The organism is Prevotella sp. LMAG:51, assembly GCF_008680225.1.
GTDB lineage: Bacteria > Bacteroidota > Bacteroidia > Bacteroidales > Bacteroidaceae > Prevotella > Prevotella pectinovora.
In genome coordinates this window covers 52,337-68,573 of sequence record NZ_NALQ01000026.1, presented here as the reverse complement: position 1 = coordinate 68,573, position 16,237 = coordinate 52,337, and the positions used below count along the sequence as shown (strand labels likewise).

Here is a 16,237-nt window from a genome sequence, read left to right as displayed (position 1 = left end):
TATGCCAGCCGTTATGCGTGCTGAATTACGGATGCGTCATCTTGTCGGCATCACCTTCATCATCTTGCCTGTGTCGATGAGGTAGCGGGCGATGGCGTCGAGCATTCCGTTGATATAGGAGCCGCTTCTCGGAGTGCTGTAGAGTTTCGCCAGGTCAACGTATTCGTTGATGGTCACGTTCACCGGTATGTTCGGGAAGTTCATCATCTCTGCAATGGCTATCTGCATTATCACCACGTCCATATAAGCCAGGCGCGAGAAGTCCCAGTTGCGCGAGGTCTCGCTCATGAAGCGCTGATACTGGTCGGCGTTGAGGATTGTGGCGCGGAAGAGCTTCACGGCGAACTCCTTGTCTTCCTCGTCCTTATATTCCGGCAGGAGCTCCTGCAGTTCCTTGTTTGCCGGATCAAAGCGCTTGATGGTCTTGAGCACGAAGGTGTCCACGATTTCCTTGTCGTCGTTCCAGTAGAGACTCTTCTCCTCGAGCATGGCGTCAAGGTTGTCGTTGTCCATGATGATTGCCTTGTAGAGCTTGCGCCACGCCTCGCGGTCGGCTTCATACGAGTCGGTCTCGTCAGCCACATAGTCGGCATAAATCTGGCTCTGCTCTATCTGTGTGAGCAGGTTTCTCACGAACTCCACGCTGTCGTCCCATGTCTGCTTCTGATTCTCGAGATACTCGTTGAGCTGCTTGTTAGCTTCGAGCTGAAGGGCGAACTTGTTGTTTGCAAACTTGCCTGAGGGCAGAGTTGTGCCTTCTCTCTTTGCACGGGAGAGCTCCACTTCATAGCGCAGGCGCGACTCTTTGGAAACAGCTACAATCAGGGACAGCAGACAATTATACAGGTCGTATGCCTTGGAGAGGCTGAACAGCAGCTCCTTCTCGGCATTATCCATGTTGTGGTTACCGTTTTGATAATATGCGTAGGTTAACTGGACAATTTTTATCCTTATCAATTCTCTGTTTATCATCTTATAATATTAAAATGAACGTGTATTTCAAAAAAACCGATGCAAAAATACTTATTTTATGCGGTACTTGCAAGAAAACCACGGTGTTTTATCTATTTTTATTTATAATATTTGCGTATTAATCAAAAAAGAAATACCTTTGCACCGCTTTTTCGAGCACTACGTGAATAGAATTCTCGTGTGATGGTGAATTAAGCATTAATTATTAACAACTTAATTTAGAGTAACACAATTATGAAAGAAATTGAAGTAAAAGGCCAGAAGAGAACTGATTTGGGCAAGAAGGCAGCCAAGGCTATGCGTAAGGAAGGTCTGATTCCATGCAACCTCTACGGTGAGGCAAAGAACGCTGACGGCGCTCCTGAAGCATTGTCAATCGCTTGTCCTATGAGCGAGTTGAGAAAGATCGTCTACACTCCACACATCTACGTTATCAAGCTCGTCATCGACGGCGAGGAGCGTACAGCGATTCTCAAGGAGCTTCAGTTCCATCCGGTAACAGACGCCCTCCTTCACGTTGACTTCTACGAGGTTAACGACCAGAAGCCTATCACTGTGGGCATCCCTGTCAAGCTCAATGGTCTGGCACAGGGTGTACGCGACGGTGGACGTATGAACCTCTCTATCCGCAAGATCGACGTTACAGCGAAATACCAGGCTATTCCTGAGCATCTCGACATCGACGTTACTGCCATGACTATCGGCAAGAGCATCAAGGTTGGCGACCTGCACTTCGAGGGTCTTGAGATGGCAACAAGCAAGAACGTTGTGGTTTGCTCAATCAAGGCTACACGTAAGTCTATCGCTGCAAGCCAGGCTGAGGCATAATGCCATAGATTTAGCAAGAAAAGAAATTTATCACGGGGTGGTTCTGAATTTTAATTTGGAATCACCTTTTTTAGATTCAACCCAAATCGATCATTAGGGCTTGCTTGGATTTTGATTTCTTAGAAGAGTGGATTTTGTTTGGCTTTTAATCAGTAATAACGAGCTATTGCAAATTAAAAACAAGCAAAAGACGCCTTATAAAGAGCAAAAGGCAACAAGCAGTTATAAAATATCACATTGAACGGCATAATGACCGTTTGGAGTTTAAAGCAATACGTAATGGAAAAATTCTTGATTGTAGGATTGGGAAACCCCGGCAGCGAATATTCGGGAACACGACACAACACGGGATTCATGGTGGTAGACGCCATGGCTGAGGAGGCTGGAGCCTCTTTCGACGACAAGAGATACGGATTCGTGGCTGAGACTTCGGTGAAGGGAAGAAAACTCTTTCTGCTGAAGCCTACCACATTCATGAACCTCAGCGGCAACGCCGTGAGATACTGGATGAACAAGGAGAACATACCCATGGAGCACCTGCTCGTGGTGGTGGACGACCTGTCTCTGCCACTGGGAGCCCTCAGACTGAAAGGCAGCGGAAGCAACGGCGGACACAACGGACTGGGAAACATACAGTCGGTGATGGGCACGCAGAAATACGCACGCCTCAGAGTGGGAATAGGCAACGACTTCCCCAGGGGAATGCAGGTGGAATGGGTGCTCGGCAGATATGATTCAGAGGAAATGGAAACCCTCAAGCCGGCGATAAAGACTTCGTGCGAGATAATAAAGAGCTTCGCCCTTGCCGGCATTGACATAACGATGAACCAGTTTAACCACAAGAAATAAGGAAACATGCAAGAGTCTGCGAGAATAGACAAATGGCTGTGGGCGGCAAGGATCTTCAAGACCAGGTCGCTGGCTGCCGATGCCTGCAAGAACAGCCGCGTCACGATAAACGGAACCAACGTGAAGCCTTCTCACATCGTGAAATGCGGAGAGACGGTGAGCGTGAAAAAACCGCCGATAACCTATTCGTTCAAGATACTCCAATGTATTGAAAAGCGCGTGGGCGCAAAACTCATACAGGACATCTACGAGAACGTGACCGACCCGAAACAGTATGAGATACTGGAAATGAGCAGGATAAGCGGATTCGTGGACAGAGCCCGTGGCACAGGACGCCCCACGAAGAAAGACCGCCGCAGCCTCGACGCCTTCATAGAGCCTGCAATGTTCGGTTTCGACGAATACGACGACGACCCGGACGACTGAAACCCAACCGCCCGCAAGGGCAAGCTACAATGAAAACTAACGGCAGGACGACCGTCTGGACGGTTGCCCAGCCAAACCTACCATAATATAATCATAATAACATTTACCCAATATGAAGAACATAGCCATATTCGCATCCGGCAACGGAACAAACTGCGAGAACATAATCAGATACTTCGAGAACTCGGAAACGGTGTGCGTGGCTCTCGTGGTGTGCAACAACAAGAGCGCACAGGTGATAAAGAGGGCGGAGAAATTCGGAGTGCCCGTGGAAATAGTGAACAAAGAGGGATTCAAAGACAGCTCCAGAGTGCTGCCCCTGCTGGCAGACCACAACATATCATACATAATCCTCGCAGGATTCATGCTCCTCCTGCCCGACTACCTCACAGAGGCTTACAAGAACAGGATAGTCAACATACACCCGTCGCTGCTGCCGAAATACGGCGGAAAGGGCATGTATGGCGACAACGTGCACAAGGCAGTGAAGGAAAACGGCGAAAAGGAAAGCGGAATAACAATCCATCTCGTGAACAACGAATACGACAAGGGACAGATACTGAAACAGTACACCACCCCACTCTCGCCCGAAGACTCCGCCGACGACATCGCCCGCAAGGTGCACGCACTAGAATACGAACACTACCCGGAAGTGATCGAGCAGCTGCTCAGCCGCTGACAGCAGCCATAATTACTGCCGCAGGATTCCGCCACTCCTCCACACCGGACCCCCCTGCTCTATATAAAGAATAAAGAAAACATGAAAAGAACAATCCTTCTGGTCCCGCTCCTAGCTCTCAGCCTGGTCTCCCGCGCCCAATACAACGAGATACACAAGGCAGGGATAAAGACGCTGCAAGTGGTGTGCGGCGACAAATGGCTCGCGCTCCCGATAATGAAACTCCGTTCTGACAATCCAAGCCAGAACAGGATAAACATATCATTCGACGACCTGACACACACATACCACCGCTACACCTACAGCATCACCCATTGTGAAGCCGACTGGTCGCCGTCGGAGCAGCTCTTCGCAAGCGACTACATAGAAGGATTTGCCGAAGACAACACGATAGACGACATCACGGAATCCATAAACACAAACGTGGACTACACCCACTACGCCTTCTCCATACCCAACGAGAAATGCAGACTGAAGCTCAGCGGCAACTACAAGGTCACGGTTGCCGACGGAGACACGGGCGAAGAAGTGCTCACGGCATGCTTCATGGTGGTAGACCCGAAGGCGGGAATATCTATGGGCGCCACCACAAATACCGACATCGACACCAACCTCGCCCACCAGCAGATATCCATGAAGCTGTCGTACAACGCGCTGAGAGTGGCCGACCCCGAAACACAGATAAAGACCGTGGTGATGCAGAACAGGAGATGGGACAACGCCATACGCAACGCACAGCCACAATACAAGACGCCAAGCGGACTGGAATGGCGGCACAACAGGGAGCTCATCTTCGAGGCGGGAAACGAATACCACAAGTTTGAAACCCTCGCCACATCACACGCCACGATGGGGATAGACGAGATATCGTGGGACGGGGAGAACTACCACGCACACGTGTTCGCCGACGTGCCCAGACCGTACTATCTCTACGACGAAGACGCCAACGGAGCCTTCTATATCCGAAACAGCGACAACATAGAGAACGAGAACACGTGCGACTACATGTACGTGCACTTCACGCTCGACAGCAAGCAAAGATACCCCGGCGACATCTATCTGAACGGCGAATGGACATACAACCGCTTCCTGCCCGAATACAAAATGGAATACAACGAGAAGAAACGGCGCTACGAGGCCGCCATCCTGCTGAAGCAGGGCTACTACTCATACCAATACCTGATGGAGAGCAGCGATGCCACCATGAAGACCTCCCCGTCAGAAGGGAACTTCTATCAGACGGAAAACAAATACCAGGCGTTGGTATATTACAGAGGACAAGGCGACAGGACAGACCAACTCGTTGGCTATCAGGAGATTCAGTTAAACCCAAACGGTCATTAGGCCGTTCAATGTAGCATTTTAATACTGCTAGCAGTCTTTTGTTTTTTTATAAGGCGTCATTTGCCTGTTTTTAATTCGCATCAGTCAGCTATTACTCATTAAAAGCCAAACAAAATCCACTCTTCTAAAATTCCAAAATCCAAGCAAGCCCTAATGACCGATTTGGGTTAAAAGACAAACAAGATTCGTCCTTCCACAAGAGGAAGGCTTGTCGCTCCAAACCCCAAAGGCAGTCTGAAGCAAGGAGACGCAGCTCTAGTATCGACAGGACCGGCTATTATGAAAAAAGCTGAAAACATTTGGCTGTCTCGAAAATTATCATTACCTTTGGAGTAAATTTTAAAGCGACCTAAAGTGAAGAAAAAATTATACATACTACTGATATCCCTCATGCCGCTGGCAGGCTTCGCACAGAAGATAACGCTCGGCTCATGTGTGACCAAAGACGGAGGGCAATACAAAGGGGAGATGCTCGCGGGAAAACCCAACGGCAAAGGAAACGCCATATATAAGAACGGGGACACCTATGAAGGCGAATACGTGAAGGGAAGACGCCAGGGATTCGGCGTGTACACATTCTCCGACGGAGAGAAATACGAAGGACAATGGTATCAGGACCAGCAGCACGGCAAGGGAACATACCACTTCATGAACAACAACAAATACGACGGACTCTGGTTCAGAGACTACCAGGAGGGGCATGGAGTGATGTACTACTACAACGGCGACAAATACGACGGAAACTGGTATCACGACAAACGTAACGGAAAAGGACGATACACCTACGCCAGCGGAGCATACTACGACGGACAATGGAAAGACGACAAGAAATGCGGCGAAGGGTTCTTCGACTGGGGTGACGGAACCACATACAAGGGAATGTGGCTCGACAACATGCGCTCGGGAAAGGGAGTGAACAAATACTCCGACGGAGACGTGTATGAAGGTGAATGGCTCGAAGACATGCAGAACGGCAAGGGAATATACAGATTCAGAAACGGAGACGTGTATGAAGGAGACTACCTGCACGGCAAACGCACTGGAGAAGGGATATTCAGATTCGCCAACGGAGACAAATACACAGGACACTTCAACGAAGGGAACATGGAAGGAAACGGCACCTTCGCATGGAAAAACGGAGACGTGTATGTGGGCTCATGGAAGCAAGACAAGCAGAACGGACACGGAAAGCTGACAAAGAAAAACGGCGACGTGTTTGAAGGCGAATTCAAAGACGGACTGCAGAACGGAACGATGATAATCCACTTTGCCGACGGAAGGAAATTCAAAGGAGTATACAAAAACGGAAAACGCAACGGAAACTCAATAGAAGTGGACAAAGACGGCAAAAGGACCGAAGGAGAATACAAGGACGACCTGAAAGACGGAAAGTTCATCATAAAAGACCGAAACGGAAACATCACCGCACAGGAGATGTACAGGATGGGCAGAAAGTCCTGACAATCAAAGAGCTGTAACAAAAAGGCACGGAAAACCGACTGCCGAAAGACTGAGGGACCAATGGCCGAAAGGAACAGGAAACCCAATGACAGGAAAGGCAAAGAGGCCGCCAGCCCGGAATGACGCAGCGCAAACGGAAAACGAACAACAACGGAGCCCCAAACACGGAGCGACGGACAAACGACAAATCTAACAAAAAAACAAAGCATCATGGTAATTGACACAATCGACAACCTGGAGAAGTACGCGACACTCAACCCGCTCTTCAAGGACGTGGTGGAATTCATCAAAGCAAACGACCTCAACACTCTCGAGGAAGGAAAGCACTTCATCAAGGACAAAGACCTCTTCGTCAACATACAGACCGCAAAGGGCAAGACAAAACAAGAGGCAAAGCTGGAGACACACAAGAGGATGATCGACATACAGATTCCGCTCTCGGCAGAAGAGACATTCGGATACACACCACTATGCAACCTGCCAGAAGAGGAATACAACGAAGAGAAAGATATCACGAAATACGCTATCCTCGCCGACACATATTTCACATGCAAGCCTGGGGAATTCGCAATATTCTTCCCGCAAGACGGCCATGCACCATGCGTGTCGGAAGAACCTCAGTTCAAGAAGGCTATATTCAAAGTGCTGGCATGACGCCTGCATACAGCGGAACAATGAGAGGAGGATAAACATCAACTAACGAAACAACTATCAGTAAATCATGGCAAGCAGAACAACGAAAGCCGATTCGCGGAAAACGGCAACGGCGAAAAAGGACCGGCCCAGACATATAGGCATCGTGCAGAAAGACCCGTATCTCGAACCATACGAAGACGCCATACGTGGCAGACACGAGCATGCGGAATGGAAAAAGAACCAGCTGACAAACAACGGAAAGAAGACGCTTGCCGCATTCGCCAGCGGACACGACTACTACGGACTACACAAAATGAAGCGCGGATGGGTGTTCAGAGAGTGGGCGCCGAACGCAACCGACATCTATCTCGTGGGCGACTTCAACAACTGGACGGAGGACGAAAGATACAGAGCCAGAAGAATAGAGGGAACGGGAAACTGGGAACTCAAACTCTCTGAAAAGGCGATGAAACACGGCGACCTCTACAAGATGCACGTGTATTGGCAAGGAGGCGACGGAGAGAGAATACCGGCATGGGCACAAAGAGTGGTGCAGGACGAAGAAACCAAGATATTCTCGGCACAGGTGTGGACCCCCGAACCTTATGTGTGGAAGAAAAACAAATTCGCCCCATGCAAATCGCCGCTACTCATATACGAATGCCACATCGGAATGGCACAGGACGCCGAAAAGGTGGGCACATACACGGAATTCAGAGACAACGTGCTGCCCAGAATACAGAAAGACGGATACAACTGCATTCAGATAATGGCAATACAGGAGCACCCGTATTACGGATCCTTCGGCTACCACGTGAGCAGTTTCTTCGCACCGTCGAGCCGTTTCGGAACACCCGAAGAACTAAAGTCGCTCATCGACACGGCACACGGGATGGGAATTGCTGTGATAATGGACATCGTGCACAGCCACGCCGTGAAAAACGAGACCGAAGGGCTGGGAAACCTGGCAGGAGACCCCTGCCAATACTTCTACGGAGGCGACAGAAGGGAACACCCTGCATGGGACAGTCTGTGCTTCGACTACGGAAAAGACGACGTGGTGCACTTTCTGCTCAGCAACTGCAAATACTGGATGCAGGAATTCCGATTCGACGGATTCCGGTTCGACGGAGTGACCTCGATGCTGTACTACAGCCACGGACTGGGAGAGGCGTTCTGCAACTACGGCGACTACTACAATGGTCATGAAGACGACAACGCCATCTGCTATCTCACACTCGCCAACGAACTCATACACGAAATCAACCCCAAGGCTATAACAATAGCCGAAGAGGTGAGCGGAATGCCAGGACTGGCTGCCAAGGTAAAAGACGGAGGAATAGGATTCGACTACAGAATGGCGATGAACATCCCCGACTACTGGATAAAGACGATAAAGGAGAAAAGAGACGAAGACTGGAAGCCGAGCAGCATCTTCTGGGAGGTGAAGAACAGAAGGTCCGACGAGAAGACTATCAGCTACTGCGAAAGCCACGACCAGGCTCTCGTAGGCGACAAGACGATAATATTCAGACTCATCGACTCCGACATGTACTGGCACTTCAAGAAGGGCGACGAGAACGGAACAGTGGTAAGAGGAATAGCCCTGCACAAGATGATAAGACTCGTCACGGCAACGACCATAAACGGAGGATATCTCAACTTCATGGGCAACGAGTTCGGACACCCGGAATGGATTGACTTCCCACGCGAAGGCAACGGATGGAGCTATAAATACGCACGCAGACAATGGAACCTCGTAGACAACAAGGAACTGGACTACCACTATCTGGGCGACTTCGACAAGAGGATGCTCGAGACGATGAAGATGGTGAAGAACTTCCAGAACACCAGACTGCAGGAAATCTGGCACAACGACGACGACCAGATACTGGCATACATGAGGGGTGACCTGCTCTTCGTGTTCAACTTCAACCCAGTAAAATCGTTCACAGGATACGGATTCCTCGTGCCGACAGGCTCCTACGACGTGGTGCTCAATACAGATGCAAAGGAATATGGGGGATTCGGGTTTGCCGACGACAGCATCACCCACCTCACAAATTACGACCAACTGTATGTGGACCAGCATAAAGAATGGCTGAAACTATACATTCCGGCAAGATCTGCAGTAGTATTGAAGAAGAATTAAAATGACCAAAAGTATATTCACAAACAGAGGCAATGACACATGGATTGCAGAAATTGCATGTGCCATTGTCTTTTGCATTTTCACATTCGCCTACCTGTTTTTTTATCAGGCAGACCTCCTGACAATGGAGCAGCACGTATTGTCTGACGGACTGACAAAATACAACCGCACCATAGGAGCTGTCATCATCACGGCAATCCTGCTGCTGCTTCAGCAGGGAGTGGACGCGGCAACGAAGAGGACAATCAAGATGCCGGCACTCACCTACTTTCCCCCGGCGATGCTGCTGGCGATGCTCACCGACATCAGTCCGAGCATAGACCACGGCTACACTATTGGCAAATGGGCATGGCTCGCCCCCCTGCTGCTCACGGCTTGGGGAGGAGCGGCGTATGTTTCGGCAAGACATAAAGACAGCGACAGCCCGAAGCAGAAAACCATAGTGCAGACTATATGGGAAAACATTCTGGCAATGGCCGCCCTATATATTTTCATAGGCGCCACGGCAAACACAGACAGAGTGTTCCACGAGAGGATGAAAATGGAAGTGATGGTGGCTGAAGGCAAATACAAGGATGCGCTCAACGTGAAGACAAGCAAGGCTGACAAAGACTCCACAATCACGATGCTCAGAGCCTACGCCCTGGCAAGAGAGGGCAAGATGGGCGAAAGACTGTTTGAATACAGAGTGTATGGAGGGTCGGAAGCACTGCTGCCAAACGGCAGTACGGTGAAGAGTCTGCTACTGCCTAAATATGAAATATTCCGCTTCGTGGCAAAGCCGGCAGTAGAGAAGATGGGGGTGACACAGTATCTGAAATGGATGAAAAAACACAGATACGCCAAAAAGCCGCTCAGGGACTATCTGCTCTGCGCCTATCTTATGGACAGGAAGATCGACCTCTTCGTGAAAGAACTCGTGGACGACAAGGAAACGGAATTCGAAAAACTGCCGAAACACTACAGAGAGGCTCTGATATTATACAACCACATCAGGTCGAACCCTATGGTTTCTTACCACAACGACATCATGGACACCGACTACACAGACATGCAGAACATTCTGAGAAGCGTAACGAACAAGAAAGAGGCAATGTCGATGGCTGGAAAATCATACGGCAACACATACTGGTATTATTATTTCTCAGGAAAGTGAAGTGGAAAGACTGCATTTTCTTGAACAAAAATTTCAAGCATAAATAAATTTAGCTTAATTTTGCATATCTGCATCAGTAATGAATGTGTAGAGAAGAATGTTTAAACAACTAAGGAAGAACTGAAATATATAACGGAGGAAGGAAAGTAAAATATAACGGAGAAAAGACAATGAAAACGGAAGATGACATAAAGAAAGCAGTAGAAGTGATGAGAAACGGCGGGATTATATTATACCCCACCGACACGATATGGGGCATAGGCTGCGACGCCACAAACAGAGACGCCGTGGAAAGGATCTACAAGCTGAAGCGACGCGACGACCACAAGGCGATGATCTGCCTCGTGGACTCTGACGCAAGGCTGCAAAGATACGTGAGAAACGTGCCGGAAGTGGCATGGGACCTGCTTGAGCTGGCTGAAAAACCGACAACCGTGATATTGGACAATGCCGTAAACCTGGCAGACAACCTGATAGCCGACGACGGAAGCATAGCAATGAGAATTACCAAAGAACCGTTCTCCAAAGAATTATGCTACAGATTCCAGAAGCCGATAGTATCCACAAGCGCAAACATCAGCGGAGACCCTGCCGCACAGAATTACATGGACATCAGTGAAGAGATACTGAATGGCGTGGACTATGTGTGCTGGTCGAGAAGACAGGAGCACAAGCCCCACAATCCATCAAGCATCATAAAGCTGTCGGAGAACGGCGAGGTGAAAATCATCAGATAGAAAAGAGAAAGACTTGAGGAACAAATCATGCACGAAAAAATATCAGCGCTGCTGAACCAGTTCATTGAATGGCGCACAAGACACATTAACAACAAGCAGTTCACATTGATACTGAGCCTGGCTGTCGGTTTCCTTGCTGCAGTAGCAGCAAGCATACTACACACGCTCATCAAGCAGATACAGCATCTGCTCACGGTGGGATTCGACATCGACGGATTCAACTGGCTATATCTCATATATCCGGTGATAGGAATCTTCCTCACGTCGCTATTCGTAAGATACATCGTGAGAGACAACATCAGCCACGGAATAACACGCATCCTATACGCCATCAGCAGCAAGAAAAACAGACTTAAAGCCCACAACTGCTGGAGCTCCGTGATAGCGTCTGCCATCACCATCGGATGCGGAGGAAGCGTGGGAGCCGAGGCGCCTATCGTGCTAACTGGCTCAGCGATAGGAAGCAACCTGGGAAGGCTGTTCAAGATGGACAACCACACGCTGATGCTGCTCGTGGGATGTGGCGCGGCAGCTGCCATCGCAGGAATCTTCAAGGCGCCGATAGCCGGACTGGTATTCACGCTCGAGGTATTGATGATAGACCTGACGATGGCTTCACTCCTGCCAATACTCATAGCCAGCGTGACGGCAGCATGTTTCACATACATATTCTCGTCGGACGGAGTGCTCTTCGACTTCCATGTTGACGGAACGTGGACTCTCTCAAGAGTGCCCGCATATATACTGATGGGAGTGGCTGGCGGAATAATAAGCCTGTATTTCATGCGCACGATGACAGCATGCGAGGGCGTGTTCGGAAAACTCAAGAACCATCCATACATAAAGCTGGCTCTCGGAGGAGCTATGCTGAGCACACTCATTGCCTTGTTCCCCGTGCTCTATGGCGAAGGATACCACAGCATCAACATTCTACTCAACGGAAGGACTCCGCAGGACTGGGACCAAATCCTCAACAACTCTCTCTTCTACGGACACAGCAACCTGCTCGTGGTGTATGTACTGCTTGTAATACTCACCAAAGTGTTTGCCACATCAGCTACCAACGGAGGAGGAGGATGCGGAGGAACATTCGCACCGTCATTGTTCATCGGAGCCTATGTGGGATTCTTGTTCGCAAGACTCTGGAACATGTATGAAATCGGAATTTACGTGCCTGAAAAGAATTTCGTGCTCCTGGGAATGGCTGCCGTAATGGCGGGAGTAATGCATGCTCCGCTCACGGGAATATTCCTTATAGCCGAAATAACCGGAGGCTACCAGATGTTCATACCGCTGATGATTGTCAGCATCTGCTCATATCTTACCATCATCATCTTCGAACCGCACAGCATATACGGCATGCGACTGGCAAGGCAGGGAAAACTCATCACCCATCACACAGACAAGGCAATCCTCACGCTCATGAACATAGACAGCGTGATTGACAAGAACATCAGCCACGTGCCTGAGGACATGGACCTCGGAGCTCTCGTACACGCCATAAGCAGAAGCCACACCACCATCCTGCCCGTTCTAGACGAGGGCGGGAAGTTCATGGGAGAAATCGATATGTCGAAGCTCAGGCACATAATATTCAGGACGGAACTTTACCACCACTTCAAGGTGAAGCAGCTAATATCCCAACCGCCATGTGTGCTCAGCGTAAACGACCCTATGGAGACAGTGATGAAGAATTTCGACCAGACAGACGCCGGAATGCTGCCTGTACTTGAAACCGACGGCACGTTGAGAGGCTACGTAAGCCGCTCGCATCTATATTCCACTTACAGGAAAATGGTGGCAGACATGTCGGCAGAATAACCGCAGAAACACACCTATAAGACAATAAAACCGCCGAATTGCTAACGCAAAACAAGCGACAAGCATACTACAAACAAGCGGTTGTCAGATGACAAACAACGATAAAAGCAAGCTAACGAGGAGACAAAACTTCTCTTAGCTTGCTTTTATCATTAAGACAAAAATGCGTTTATCCCAAATCGGTCATTAGGGCTTGCTATATATTACCAATCTGAGTCTACAGCATAACCTAACAGACTGGTCTACAATTTCACTTTCCAGCCCGAAACATCCTTACCATTTAGGAAATCGCGCGCCTCCATCCTCTTCTTGCCGCTAAGCTGAATGACTTCAAGCTGCAGCTTATAATCCGAAGCATTGACAAGCAGACGACCCTGGTCTACGGTAAACAGTCCTACCCCACCGTCGGAAGGGATTTCCGTCTTGGCAGCCTTATATATCTTGAGCACATATTCCTTACCCTTGTCGTCGAGCACGGCAGTCCATGCTCCTGGCACTGGTGAAAGACCACGAATGAAGTCATAAACCTTCTTTACAGGCTGATTCCAAGAAATATTACACGTATCCTTGAAAATCTTTGGGGCTGAATGCAAATCTGACGATGAAGCCACCATGTCGCTTTGAGCCATAGACTCAACATGGCCGTCGCCTTCCAACATCTTGTCGATAGTCTTCAGAGCGAGATTTGCTCCCAACTCCATCAGACCGTCATAAACATTCTCCACGTTGTAGTCGTCGTGGATGTCGAAGGTGTCTTGCATTATAATCCTGCCTGTGTCAATGTCGTGGTCTAGGAAGAAAGTGGTGACTCCTGTCTGTACCTCACCATTGATGACTGCCCAGTTTATAGGTGCTGCGCCACGATATTGCGGCAGCAAGGCGGCATGAACATTGAATGTGCCGAAACGCGGCATAGACCATACCACCTCCGGAAGCATGCGGAACGCCACTACCACCTGGAGGTCGGCATCATAGGCACGCAAGGCTTCAACAAACTCCGGGTCTTTCATCCTGACGGGCTGCAGAACAGGGATGTTCTTGCTCATCGCATATTGCTTTACAAGCGAAGGCTGGAGCGTGTCTTGATGACGGCCCACGGGTTTGTCGGGCTGGGTCACCACGGCAACGACGTTATAGCCACCCTCCACGAGTTTGCTCAACGTACCGACGGCAAACTCCGGAGTACCCATGAACACTATACGTAAATCTTTCTTTTCCATTTGATTATTCAACAGTAACTGATTTTGCGAGGTTTCTTGGCTGGTCCACATTAAGGCCCTTGAACACAGCTACATGATAGGCTATCAGCTGCAACGGCAAGACAGAGAGCAATGGTGCCACTACAGGCAAAGTGGCAGGAATCTCAATTGTGGCCTCGGCAATGTTTTTCACCGCTTCATCGCCTTCTGTGACAATTGCGATGATTCTGCCATTACGGGCTTTCACCTCCTGGATGTTGCTCAATATCTTCTTGTATAGCTGATGGTGGGTGGCGACGAAAACCACTGGCATATTCTCATCAACCAACGCAATCGGGCCATGCTTCATCTCTGCTGCCGGATAGCCCTCAGCATGGATATAACTGATTTCCTTAAGTTTCAGAGCTCCCTCAAGAGCTACAGGATAGTTGAAGCCACGACCCATATAAAGAGCATTGCGGGCATAGGTCAGAGTGCGCGAAATGTCTTTTGTCAAAGCATCCTGCTCCAACACCTTCTTCATCTTCTCTGGTATGAGAGACAACTCTGTAACGTATTTCTCAAACTCCATCTGGGAAATGCTGCCCAGTTCATGACCCAGAGCCAGGGCAAAGAGGGTAAGAACCATCACCTGACCGGTAAACGCCTTGGTTGAAGCAACACCAATCTCCGGACCGACATGAGTATAAATACCTGTATCGGAGGCACGGGCTATACTTGAACCTACTACATTCACGATACCGAAACACAGGGCACCTCTTTCTTTTGCCAATTCAAAGGCGGCAAGAGTATCTGCAGTCTCTCCACTCTGGGAAATGGCTATGACGACATCTCCTGGCTGAATGACAGGCTTGCGGTATCTGAACTCTGAGGCATACTCCACATCAACGGGAATCTTCGCCCATTGCTCTATCATCTGCTTGCCAATCAGACCAGCATGCCATGAAGTGCCACAGGCTACGATAATGAAACGGCTGGCACGCAAAAGCCTGTCGCGATGCTGGTTTATCGCACTGAGCACAATCTTCTTCTCATCTGCCAGCAATCTTCCTCTGATACAATCGGAGATACAGCGTGGCTGGTCATAAATCTCTTTGAGCATGAAATGTTCATAACCTCCCTTCTCAAGAGTATCGAGATTTACGTCCACTTCCTTGATCTTAGGGTCTACATCCTCATTGTCAAGTGTATGGATCTCTATTTTCTGTCCTACCTTCAGCAGAGCCACCTCTCCATCATTCAAATATACCATCTGCTTGGTGTATTCCACGATAGGCAGAGCGTCTGAAGCAAGGAAAAATTCCTTGTGGTCTTCACCAATTCCGACTACAAGCGGACTTGACTTTCTTGCCACTACGATTTTGTCTGGATTCTCCTTGTCAACCACAGCAATGGCATATGCTCCCGTTACTCGACGCAAAGCCGAAACTACGGCACCTTCCAGATCCTTGCCGTACTCATCCTGTATGAACTGAATCAACTGAACAAGCACTTCGGTATCTGTAGAACTCTTGAAGGTAAAACCCTTGCCCTCAAGAAAAGTCTTCAGATTGGAGTAGTTCTCGATAATGCCGTTATGAACAAGGGCCAGTCTGCCATTTTGTGAGACGTGGGGATGAGCATTCAATGTAGAAGGCTCTCCATGTGTAGCCCAACGAGTATGGGCAATGCCGATATGGCCGGATATGTCTTTAGAGGCAGCAGACTCTTCCAGATTGCTGACCTTACCCTTAGACTTATAAATGTTCATCTTATGATCGCCGGCAAGAAGAGCAACGCCTGCCGAGTCATAACCACGATATTCCAGACGATGCAAACCTTTTATCAAAATCGGATAAGCATCTCTATATCCTATATATCCTACTATACCACACATAATTTATCTAATTAAAAATTGTTGTTAAAAAACTAATCCGTATCGAATGATATTTGTACGCAAAGGTAACAAATAAAAATAAAACAATAGAAGATTTTCTA

General features: G+C 48.9%; 14 protein-coding genes. 11 read left to right on the top strand and 3 right to left on the bottom strand.

The features are described 5' to 3' along the window. Nucleotides 1-36: 36 nt before the first annotated feature. Nucleotides 37-972 carry a transcription antitermination factor NusB gene (nusB, locus tag CCC32_RS09510; RefSeq protein WP_022316351.1) on the bottom strand — a complete coding sequence of 312 codons (936 nt, stop codon included), beginning with the start codon at nt 970-972 and terminating at the stop codon, nt 37-39. Nucleotides 973-1,206: 234 nt separating this feature from the next. On the opposite strand from nusB, the gene CCC32_RS09505 reads away from it, so the two are divergent. The 11 genes from CCC32_RS09505 (at nt 1,207) to CCC32_RS09455 (ending at nt 13,061) form a co-directional block, all read left to right on the top strand. After that, nucleotides 1,207-1,800: a 50S ribosomal protein L25/general stress protein Ctc gene (locus CCC32_RS09505; protein WP_022316350.1), complete on the top strand. Its 594-nt coding sequence runs from the start codon at nt 1,207-1,209 to the stop codon at nt 1,798-1,800. Nucleotides 1,801-2,079: 279 nt separating this feature from the next. Beyond that, the gene (pth, locus tag CCC32_RS09500; RefSeq protein ID WP_044072314.1) at nt 2,080-2,649 is read left to right on the top strand and encodes an aminoacyl-tRNA hydrolase; all 570 of its coding nucleotides are present in this window, start codon (nt 2,080-2,082) and stop codon (nt 2,647-2,649) included. Nucleotides 2,650-2,655: 6 nt separating this feature from the next. Beyond that, nucleotides 2,656-3,075, top strand: coding sequence for an RNA-binding S4 domain-containing protein (locus CCC32_RS09495; protein ID WP_022316348.1), 420 nt, complete (start codon nt 2,656-2,658; stop codon nt 3,073-3,075). Nucleotides 3,076-3,187: 112 nt separating this feature from the next. Continuing rightward, entirely contained in the window at nt 3,188-3,754 is a 567-nt protein-coding gene (gene purN / locus CCC32_RS09490; protein WP_287074024.1) for a phosphoribosylglycinamide formyltransferase, read from the top strand. Between the two features lie 81 nt (nt 3,755-3,835). Beyond that, nucleotides 3,836-5,098 carry a type IX secretion system plug protein gene (locus CCC32_RS09485; protein ID WP_287074022.1) on the top strand — a complete coding sequence of 421 codons (1,263 nt, stop codon included), beginning with the start codon at nt 3,836-3,838 and terminating at the stop codon, nt 5,096-5,098. A gap of 354 nt (nt 5,099-5,452) precedes the next feature. Then, nucleotides 5,453-6,559, top strand: coding sequence for an MORN repeat-containing protein (locus tag CCC32_RS09480; protein WP_022316550.1), 1,107 nt, complete (start codon nt 5,453-5,455; stop codon nt 6,557-6,559). 210 nt (nt 6,560-6,769) lie between these two features. Next, nucleotides 6,770-7,213 (top strand): NanQ anomerase/TabA/YiaL family protein, encoded by a 444-nt coding sequence (locus tag CCC32_RS09475; RefSeq protein WP_022316551.1) that lies wholly within the window; start codon nt 6,770-6,772, stop codon nt 7,211-7,213. A gap of 67 nt (nt 7,214-7,280) precedes the next feature. Further along, entirely contained in the window at nt 7,281-9,347 is a 2,067-nt protein-coding gene (locus CCC32_RS09470) for an alpha amylase C-terminal domain-containing protein (RefSeq protein WP_287074020.1), read from the top strand. Nucleotide 9,348: 1 nt separating this feature from the next. Continuing rightward, a complete protein-coding gene (locus CCC32_RS09465; protein WP_287074018.1) occupies nt 9,349-10,503 on the top strand; it encodes a DUF6057 family protein in 1,155 nt (384 codons plus the stop codon). A gap of 170 nt (nt 10,504-10,673) precedes the next feature. Continuing rightward, nucleotides 10,674-11,240 carry an L-threonylcarbamoyladenylate synthase gene (locus CCC32_RS09460; protein ID WP_287074016.1) on the top strand — a complete coding sequence of 189 codons (567 nt, stop codon included), beginning with the start codon at nt 10,674-10,676 and terminating at the stop codon, nt 11,238-11,240. 27 nt (nt 11,241-11,267) lie between these two features. Then, a complete protein-coding gene (locus CCC32_RS09455; protein WP_044072304.1) occupies nt 11,268-13,061 on the top strand; it encodes a chloride channel protein in 1,794 nt (597 codons plus the stop codon). A 242-nt stretch (nt 13,062-13,303) separates the two neighbouring features. Here the strand turns inward: CCC32_RS09455 and fmt are convergent, their stop codons facing one another. Both fmt and glmS read right to left on the bottom strand, forming a co-directional pair. Then, nucleotides 13,304-14,281, bottom strand: coding sequence for a methionyl-tRNA formyltransferase (gene fmt / locus CCC32_RS09450; protein ID WP_042517555.1), 978 nt, complete (start codon nt 14,279-14,281; stop codon nt 13,304-13,306). A 4-nt stretch (nt 14,282-14,285) separates the two neighbouring features. Beyond that, the gene (gene glmS, locus CCC32_RS09445) at nt 14,286-16,136 is read right to left on the bottom strand and encodes a glutamine--fructose-6-phosphate transaminase (isomerizing) (RefSeq protein ID WP_287074006.1); all 1,851 of its coding nucleotides are present in this window, start codon (nt 16,134-16,136) and stop codon (nt 14,286-14,288) included. Nucleotides 16,137-16,237: the final 101 nt, after the last annotated feature.

What these genes read in the sequence shown, in the direction of transcription:
- nusB (WP_022316351.1), bottom strand. Translation starts at nt 972, where the DNA reads ATGATAAACAGAGAATTGATAAGGATAAAAATTGTCCAGTTAACCTAC.
- CCC32_RS09505 (WP_022316350.1), top strand. Translation starts at nt 1,207, where the DNA reads ATGAAAGAAATTGAAGTAAAAGGCCAGAAGAGAACTGATTTGGGCAAG.
- pth (WP_044072314.1), top strand. Translation starts at nt 2,080, where the DNA reads ATGGAAAAATTCTTGATTGTAGGATTGGGAAACCCCGGCAGCGAATAT.
- CCC32_RS09495 (WP_022316348.1), top strand. Translation starts at nt 2,656, where the DNA reads ATGCAAGAGTCTGCGAGAATAGACAAATGGCTGTGGGCGGCAAGGATC.
- purN (WP_287074024.1), top strand. Translation starts at nt 3,188, where the DNA reads ATGAAGAACATAGCCATATTCGCATCCGGCAACGGAACAAACTGCGAG.
- CCC32_RS09485 (WP_287074022.1), top strand. Translation starts at nt 3,836, where the DNA reads ATGAAAAGAACAATCCTTCTGGTCCCGCTCCTAGCTCTCAGCCTGGTC.
- CCC32_RS09475 (WP_022316551.1), top strand. Translation starts at nt 6,770, where the DNA reads ATGGTAATTGACACAATCGACAACCTGGAGAAGTACGCGACACTCAAC.
- CCC32_RS09470 (WP_287074020.1), top strand. Translation starts at nt 7,281, where the DNA reads ATGGCAAGCAGAACAACGAAAGCCGATTCGCGGAAAACGGCAACGGCG.
- CCC32_RS09465 (WP_287074018.1), top strand. Translation starts at nt 9,349, where the DNA reads ATGACCAAAAGTATATTCACAAACAGAGGCAATGACACATGGATTGCA.
- CCC32_RS09460 (WP_287074016.1), top strand. Translation starts at nt 10,674, where the DNA reads ATGAAAACGGAAGATGACATAAAGAAAGCAGTAGAAGTGATGAGAAAC.
- CCC32_RS09455 (WP_044072304.1), top strand. Translation starts at nt 11,268, where the DNA reads ATGCACGAAAAAATATCAGCGCTGCTGAACCAGTTCATTGAATGGCGC.
- fmt (WP_042517555.1), bottom strand. Translation starts at nt 14,281, where the DNA reads ATGGAAAAGAAAGATTTACGTATAGTGTTCATGGGTACTCCGGAGTTT.
- glmS (WP_287074006.1), bottom strand. Translation starts at nt 16,136, where the DNA reads ATGTGTGGTATAGTAGGATATATAGGATATAGAGATGCTTATCCGATT.